This is a genomic window from Rudaea sp. (assembly GCF_036383415.1).
Classification (GTDB): domain Bacteria; phylum Pseudomonadota; class Gammaproteobacteria; order Xanthomonadales; family Rhodanobacteraceae; genus Rudaea.
On the sequence record NZ_DASVOK010000169.1, the window covers coordinates 1 to 6980 of the forward strand.

At 66.6% G+C, this 6980-nt stretch carries 6 protein-coding genes; 4 read left to right on the forward strand and 2 right to left on the reverse strand.

From position 1 onward, the window contains the following. Both fmt and def read right to left on the reverse strand, forming a co-directional pair. Nucleotides 1-906, reverse strand: a 906-nt coding sequence (fmt, locus tag VF497_RS06570) for a methionyl-tRNA formyltransferase (protein ID WP_330886899.1), incomplete at its 3' end; no start/stop codon positions are given. Between the two features lie 6 nt (nucleotides 907-912). After that, nucleotides 913-1422 carry a peptide deformylase gene (gene def, locus VF497_RS06575; RefSeq protein WP_330886901.1) on the reverse strand — a complete coding sequence of 170 codons (510 nt, stop codon included), beginning with the start codon at nucleotides 1420-1422 and terminating at the stop codon, nucleotides 913-915. Between the two features lie 138 nt (nucleotides 1423-1560). Between def and VF497_RS06580 the strand changes: the two genes are divergently transcribed. The 4 genes from VF497_RS06580 to VF497_RS06595 all read left to right on the forward strand — a co-directional run. Then, a complete protein-coding gene (locus VF497_RS06580; RefSeq protein ID WP_330886903.1) occupies nucleotides 1561-2742 on the forward strand; it encodes a LysM domain-containing protein in 1182 nt (393 codons plus the stop codon). 25 nt (nucleotides 2743-2767) lie between these two features. Then, a complete protein-coding gene (gene dprA / locus VF497_RS06585; RefSeq protein ID WP_330886905.1) occupies nucleotides 2768-3910 on the forward strand; it encodes a DNA-processing protein DprA in 1143 nt (380 codons plus the stop codon). 190 nt (nucleotides 3911-4100) lie between these two features. Next, the gene (locus VF497_RS06590; protein WP_330886907.1) at nucleotides 4101-6551 is read left to right on the forward strand and encodes a DNA topoisomerase I; all 2451 of its coding nucleotides are present in this window, start codon (nucleotides 4101-4103) and stop codon (nucleotides 6549-6551) included. Between the two features lie 9 nt (nucleotides 6552-6560). Then, nucleotides 6561-6980 (forward strand): L-threonylcarbamoyladenylate synthase (locus tag VF497_RS06595; protein WP_330886909.1); only part of this gene is annotated, 420 nt, incomplete at its 3' end.

Genomic DNA, 6980 nt, shown 5'->3' on the forward strand with positions numbered 1-6980 from the left:
ATAGTCGGCCACGGCGATGCGACGGCCGCCGGCGCGCTGCACTTCGATGAGGCGCAGCACGCCCGTGCCGCAGGCGACGTCGATGCCGTCACGCGTCGCGGCGAGGATATTCCCCGGGCCCTGGGAGCCGGGTGCCGATTCGCGGCTCTGCGCGCGCCAGACACGCAAGGTTTCTCCTTCGACCACACCTTCGGCAACCGGCCACGGATCGAACGCGCGCACCTTGCGCTCGAGCGCGATGGCAGAGTCGTTCCAGTCGAGCCGCGCCTCGGCCTTGTCGAGCTTGTGTGCGTGGGTGACGCCGTGTTCCGGCTGCGGAGTCGCCGGCATCGGCTCGTTGCGCAAGATGCGGTCGAGACCTTGGCCAAGCAGTCCGGCACCGAGCGCCGCAAGCTTGTCGTGCAGCGAACCGCCGCTGTCGTCGGGCGCAATCGGAATTGCCCGGCGCAGCAGCACCGGCCCGGTGTCGAGGCCGGCCTCCATCTGCATCAGGCAAACGCCGGTTTCGGCGTCGCCCGCTAGGATCGCGCGCTGGATCGGCGCGGCGCCGCGCCAACGCGGCAGCAGCGAGGCGTGCACGTTCCAGCAGCCGAAACGCGGAATCGCGAGCACCTTGCGTGACAGGATCAGGCCATAGGCGACGACGACGATCAGGTCGGGCACGTAGGCGGCGAGGCGCTCTCGCGCCATGTCATCCTTGAAATTCTCGGGCTGTTCGACCGGTAGGCCGAAGTCGAGCCCGGCCTGTTTGACCGGGCTCGGCGTGAGCTTGCGCCCACGCCCGGCCGGGCGGTCTGGCTGGGTATAGACGGCGGCGATTTCGATGCCCTCGCGACGGCACGCGGCGAGGTGCGGCACGGCGAAATCGGGCGTTCCCGCGAACACCAGCCGCAAGGGCGCGGGCATGGGCGCTCAGCCCGCGGCCGCGTTGCGGCGCTGCTTTTCGAGCTTCTTGCGGACCAGTTCGCGCTTGAGCGGGGAGAGATAGTCGACGAACAGCTTGCCGATCAGGTGGTCCATCTCGTGCTGGATGCACACGGCGAGCAGGCCGTCGGCCTCGAAGTTCTGCGCGTTGCCGTGGCGGTCGAGCGACTCGACCGTGATGCGGTCGGCGCGGTCGACGTCGGCAAAGATGCCGGGCACCGACAGGCAGCCTTCCTGGTAGGTCTGGCTGCCTTCGCTGGCGACGATCTTCGGGTTGATCAATACCATCGGCGCGTTCTTTTCCTCGGACACGTCGAGCACGAGCAGCTGCCTGTGCACGTTGACCTGGCTGGCGGCGAGGCCGATGCCGGGCGCCTCGTACATGGTCGCGAACATGTCGTCGATAAGGGCCTGCAGCGCCGCGTCGAACACGGTCACGGGCTGCGCCTTGGTGCGCAGGCGCGGATCGGGATATTCGAGAATGGGAAGCAGACTCATGACCGGTAGACGCGGATTTCAGGAAGGAAAGTATATTCCATCGGCACTTGCGTGACGAACTTGCGGACGATTCCGCGTTTCGCGGGGCGATTTTTGCTCTACACTGTGTCCGCCTCGGGGGACATTGGGTATCCAACCATGTTGAAGAAGCTGCCTGCGATTGTTGCCGGACTCGCACTGACACTCGTTGCCTACGCAGCGACGGTCGAACTCAAACCGGGCCATCCGGACACCTATGTCGTGCGCCGCGGCGACACGCTCTGGGGGATCGCGAACAAGTTCCTCAAGAAGCCCTGGCAATGGCCAGAGGTATGGCAGGCCAACGGCCAGATCAAGAACCCGCACCTGATTTTCCCGGGTGATGTGATCAACCTCGCCTACCTCAACGGCCCGCATCTGAACAACGCCGGCGGCCCGCATGTGCGCGTTGAGCAGCTTGAGGACGCGATCAAGCCGATCGCGCTCGAGCGCATCGACAAGTTCCTCAAGCGCACGCGCATCATCGGCGAGGACGATTTCAAGGCCGCCCCGCACGTGGTCGGTGCCGAAGAGGCCCACCTGCGCGCGACGCCGGGCCAGCTCGTCTACGTGCGCGGCCTCGACGCCACGCCGGGCCAGCAGCTCGCGATCGTGCGCCCGCTCGGCCGTTACTACGAACTCGTGCCGAAGGACGGCGCGCCGCAGCGCTTCTACCGCGACTCCACCGACGAGGCAAGCCGCAGCCACGAGAATCGCGGTGACCTGATCTGGCATCATGGCCCGCAGCAGTTCAGCCTTGCCGGCAACGTCAAGTTCCTCGGCTACGAAGGCCTGCAGACCGGCACGGTACGCGTGACCAAGGCGGGTAACCCGGCCTCGGCGCTGCTGCTGAGTTCCGATGTCGAAGTGGCGCCGGGCGACCTGGTCCTGCCGCTCGACGACAAGCCCTACGACGCCCAGTACGTGCCGCACCCGCCGATGAAGGTGCCGGACGGCATGCGCGTGATCGCGTTCACCGACACTGTCGACCCGTCGGCCGGCATGGTCACCGGGCGCGACCAGGTGCTGGCGCTCTCGCACGGTGCCGATGACGGCATCGAGAACGGCCAGGTCTTCTCGATCTTCCATCCGGGCGAGACGGTCAACGACAATTTCGACTATTCGCCGGAAAGCGCGAAGAAGTTCTTCCATCCCAAGGACGCGAAGGTGCAGCTGCCCGAGGAATACGTCGGCCACGTGATGATCTTCCGCACGTTCGAGCACGTCAGTTACGGCTTGGTTGTGGACGGAGTCAAACCCGTACACCTGGGCGACCCGCTCTACGATCCCGATCACCTCTGAGCGGGATCGAGGCCAGGACGGCCGCATGTCCGTAGCATTCGATGCGACCCGCACGCGCGCCTGGCTGACCCTGCTGCGCGCGCCGGGGCTCGGCGCGGGGGCAATCCGCACACTGCTGGCCAGGCACGGCGATGTCGTCGTCGCGCTTGAACGTGCGCGGCGCGAAGCACCCGAGGAAGCCCGCGCCTGGCTCGCGGCCCCCGACCCAGTGCGGCTCGACGCCGACGACGCTTGGCTGGCGGCAGCCGGCCATCATCTACTCAGCTGCGACAACGACGACTTTCCGCTGCTTCTGCGCGACATCGGCAGCGCGCCCGCGGCGCTGTTCGTCAGCGGCGACCCGACCGCCCTGTGGACGCCTCAGATCGCCATCGTCGGTGCGCGCAGCGCGAGCGCAGGCGGCCTCGCCAATGCGCGCGTGTTCGCCCGTGCCTTCGCAATCGCCGGCAACACGGTCACGAGTGGACTAGCCGAAGGCATCGACGGCGCGGCGCATGCGGCGGCGCTGGCCGCGGGCGGCAAGACGATCGCCGTGCTCGGCACCGGCATCGATCTGGTCTATCCGCGCCAGCATGCCGAGTTGGCCGCGCGCATCGCCGCAAACGGCGCACTGGTCAGCGAGTTTCCACCCGGCGTGCCGGGCCATCCGACGCATTTCCCGCGGCGCAACCGCATCATCTCGGGCCTGAGCCTGGGCACGCTCGTGATCGAGGCCAGCCTGAAATCCGGTTCGCTGACGACCGCGCGCTATGCGGCCGAGCAGGGTCGCGAAGTCTTCGCCCTGCCGGGTTCGATCCACAACCCATTCGCACGCGGCTGCCACAAACTGATCCGCGAAGGCGCGCGGCTGGTCGAAACCGCGACCGAAGTACTGGAAGACCTGCGCGCCGTCGGCGCGATCCTCGCCGACGGCCTGCGCGAACGCCTGGCCGCGATCGATGCCGAAAGCGGGGACGACCCGGTCGCGCAAGCCCGCAGCAACCCGCACGCGCATGATCCCGAATACACCGCGCTGATGCAGGCACTCGACCACACTCCGGCGGCGTTGGACGAGCTCGCCGAACGCACGGGACTTGCCGCCGCCGCGCTGTCCTCGATGCTGCTCATGCTCGAACTCGACGGCCTCGTCGTCGCCGAAAACGGGCGTTACGCGCGTGCGCCGGGCTAGACCGCGAACGGGTTCACGGGAAGCCGCGAGTGCCCATCGCCGCAGAACGAGCTTGACAGCGTGCCCGTTTGCGGGTTTGACTGAAAAAAGGGGTGCCGCGGAGCCGCGGCTCCGCAACTGCTTGAATTTCCCTCAGACCGATCCATTTTTCCGCGTCGATACGGACGTGTCCGCGCCCGCGAAATAACCTATGGCAAAGAACCTGCTCATCGTCGAATCGCCGGCCAAGGCGAAGACGATCAACAAATACCTCGGCAAGGACTTCCAGGTCCTGGCCTCGTACGGTCACGTGCGCGATCTCAAGCCGAAGGAAGGCGCGGTCGATCCCGACCACGACTTCGCGATGCACTATGAGCTGATCGAAAAGAACGAGAAGCACGTCGACGCGATCGCCAAGGCGGCGAAGGCGGCCGACTCGATTTATCTCGCGACCGACTTGGATCGCGAAGGCGAGGCGATCTCCTGGCACATCTCCGAGATCCTCAAGCAGAAGAAACTGCTCGACGGCAAGGACCTGCACCGCGTGGTGTTCTCGGAAATCACCCCGCACGCGATCCGCGAGGCCGTGGCCAATCCGCGCAAGCTCTCGCACGACCTGGTCGATGCGCAACAGGCGCGGCGCGCGCTCGACTATCTCGTCGGCTTCAATCTGTCGCCGGTGCTGTGGCGCAAGGTCCAGCGCGGCCTGTCCGCAGGCCGCGTACAGTCGCCGGCGCTGCGCATGATCGTCGAGCGCGAAGAGGAGATCGAAGCATTCAAGGCGCAGGAATACTGGACGATCGCGGCCGACTGCGCGCATCCCGACCAGCGTTTCAGCGCGCGCCTGCTCAAGCTGCGCGGCAAGAAATTCGAACAGTTCGACCTGACCAACGAGCACGACGCGCACGCCGCGCGCGATGCGCTGGTCAAGTCCGCGCAAGGCCGCTTGGTCGTTGCCGAAGTGCAGTCGAAGGAACGCAAACGCCGCCCGTCGCCGCCGTTCACGACCTCGACTCTGCAGCAGGAAGCCGCGCGCAAGCTTGGCTTCTCGACCACGCGCACGATGCGCCTTGCACAGGGCCTGTACGAGGGCGTTGCGATCGGCGGCGAAGGCACGGTCGGCCTCATCACCTACATGCGTACCGACTCGGTCAGCCTCGCGGCCGATGCGATCACGGAGATCCGCAAGGTCATCGCGCGCGACTACGGCGCGAAGGCGCTGCCCGAGGCGCCGAACTTCTATCGCGCGAAGTCGAAGAATGCACAAGAGGCCCACGAGGCGATCCGCCCGACCTCGGCGCTGCACACACCGCGCGCGATGGCCCAGTATCTCAACGACGATCAGCGGAAATTGTACGAGCTGATCTGGAAGCGCGCGGTTGCGAGCCAGATGCAGTACGCCACGCTCAACACCGTCAGCGTCGACCTCGACGCCGGCAACGATTCGATGTTCCGCGCGAGCGGCACCACGGTGGTCGATCCGGGCTTCCTCGCCGTCTACGAGGAAGGCCGCGACGCGAAGAATGCCGAGGACGACGACGAGAACCGCAAGCTGCCCGCGATGCAGATCGGCGAAGCCGTGCCGCTCGCGGACATCGCTGCCGACCAGCATTTCACCGAGCCGCCGCCGCGCTATTCGGAAGCCTCGCTGGTCAAGGCGCTCGAGGAGTACGGCATCGGCCGGCCGTCAACCTACGCCAGCATCATCCAGGTGCTGCTCAACCGCGAATACGTGACGCTCGACAGCCGCCGTTTCCGCCCGACCGACATCGGTCGGGCGGTCGGCAAGTTCCTCGCCGGCCACTTCACCCAGTACGTCGACTACGACTTTACCGCCAAGCTCGAAGACGAGCTCGACGCGGTCAGCCGCGGCGAAGAGGAATGGAAGCCGCTGCTGCAGAAGTTCTGGACGCCGTTCAAGGCACTGGTCGAGGACAAGACCGAAACCGTCGACCGCAGCGAAGCCGGCGGCGAGCGCGTGCTCGGTGACGATCCGGTCAGCGGCAAACCCGTGTCCGTGCGTCTCGGTCGCTACGGGCCGATGGCCCAGCTCGGCGGGCGCGACGATGAGGACAAGCGGTTCGCCAGCCTGCGCCCGGGTCAGAGCATCCACACGATCTCGCTCGAAGACGCGCTGCATCTGTTCAAACTGCCGCGCGACCTCGGCCTCGCCGACGACGGCCAGAAGATCAGTGCCGCGATCGGCCGCTTCGGCCCGTTCGTCAAACACGGCAAAGTCTACGCATCGATCAAGCCGCCCGACGATCCGTACACGATCGAACTCGAGCGCGCGAAGGAAGTCTTGCGCGAGAAGGAGGAAGCGATCCGCAATCGCGTCATCGCCAGCTTCCAGGACGGTGCGATCCAGATCCTGCGCGGTCAGTACGGCCCCTACATTACCGACGGCAAGAAGAATGCGAAGATTCCGAAGGATCGCGAACCGGCGAGCCTGACCGAAGCCGAGTGCGCCGAACTGCTTGCCGCCGCGCCCGAGAAGCGTGGACGCTTCGGCAAGGCGGCGAAGGCTGCGCCGGCGAAGAAGGCGGAGACCGCGCCGGCAAAGAAGGCCGCAGCGAAAAAAGCTCCTGCCAAAGCCGCGGCGAAGAAGAAGACTGCGGCGAAGAAAACTGTCGCCAAAAAGGCGGCGGCCAAGGCCAAATAGCAGGAGCCGATGGACTCCAGTCTCGACACGGCTGTCGCCGCGCTGCGCGCGGGAGGCGTGATCGCCTATCCAACCGAAGCCGTCTTCGGCCTTGGCTGCGATCCGCACGACGAGGCAGCCGTGGCGCGCGTATTCGAGCTCAAGCAGCGGCCGCCGGCGCAGGGCGTGTTGCTGATCGCCGCCGATTTTGCCCAAGTGGAAAAATATATCGACCTCGAGCGCCTGCCCACGGAGGCGCTCGCACGGGCACGGGCGAGCTGGCCCGGCCCGTATACCTGGGTGTTTCCGCGCTCCGAGGCGACCCCGGAATGGCTCGCGCGCGGACACGCGGGTATTGCCCTGCGCGTGACCGCGCATCCGCTCGCCGCCGCGCTGTGCCGAGCGTTCGGCGGCGCGCTGGTTTCGACCAGCGCGAACCGCCACGGCGAG